This window comes from Pseudomonas sp. EZ-C24, from assembly GCF_014525325.1.
In the GTDB taxonomy this organism is placed as follows: Bacteria; Pseudomonadota; Gammaproteobacteria; order Pseudomonadales; family Pseudomonadaceae; genus Aquipseudomonas; species Aquipseudomonas shirazensis.
In genome coordinates this window covers 1-282 of the sequence record NZ_JACDIU010000040.1, presented here as the reverse complement: position 1 = coordinate 282, position 282 = coordinate 1, and the positions used below count along the sequence as shown (strand labels likewise).

Sequence of the window (282 nt, the reverse complement as noted above, 5' to 3'; positions counted from 1 at the left end):
CTTCCAGTTGAGCAACCCGCCGCAGGCTGGCAGCACCACGACTCTGACTGTAAATGTCGGTGGTACTGATTACACGGTAACTGTTGGCGCTGATGGCAAGGGCACCCTCGAGGTCCCTAACACCAACATCGAAGACGTCTACAAAGACGGTAGCGAAGTCACTGCGACCGTCACTGCGGTCAATGGCGGTAATTTCGAAGCTGTGGATCTGACTGGCGCGACTACCACCGTTGCTGTCGAAGACACCATCGATACCACGACTGTGGCCGTCACTGCTGAAGC

Annotated in this window: 1 protein-coding gene; it reads left to right on the top strand. The window is 56.4% G+C overall.

Features of this window, described 5'->3' with window-relative positions:
• The coding region (locus tag IDM28_RS23695) for an immunoglobulin-like domain-containing protein (protein ID WP_188036978.1) at positions 1-282 on the top strand (282 nt) is incomplete at both ends.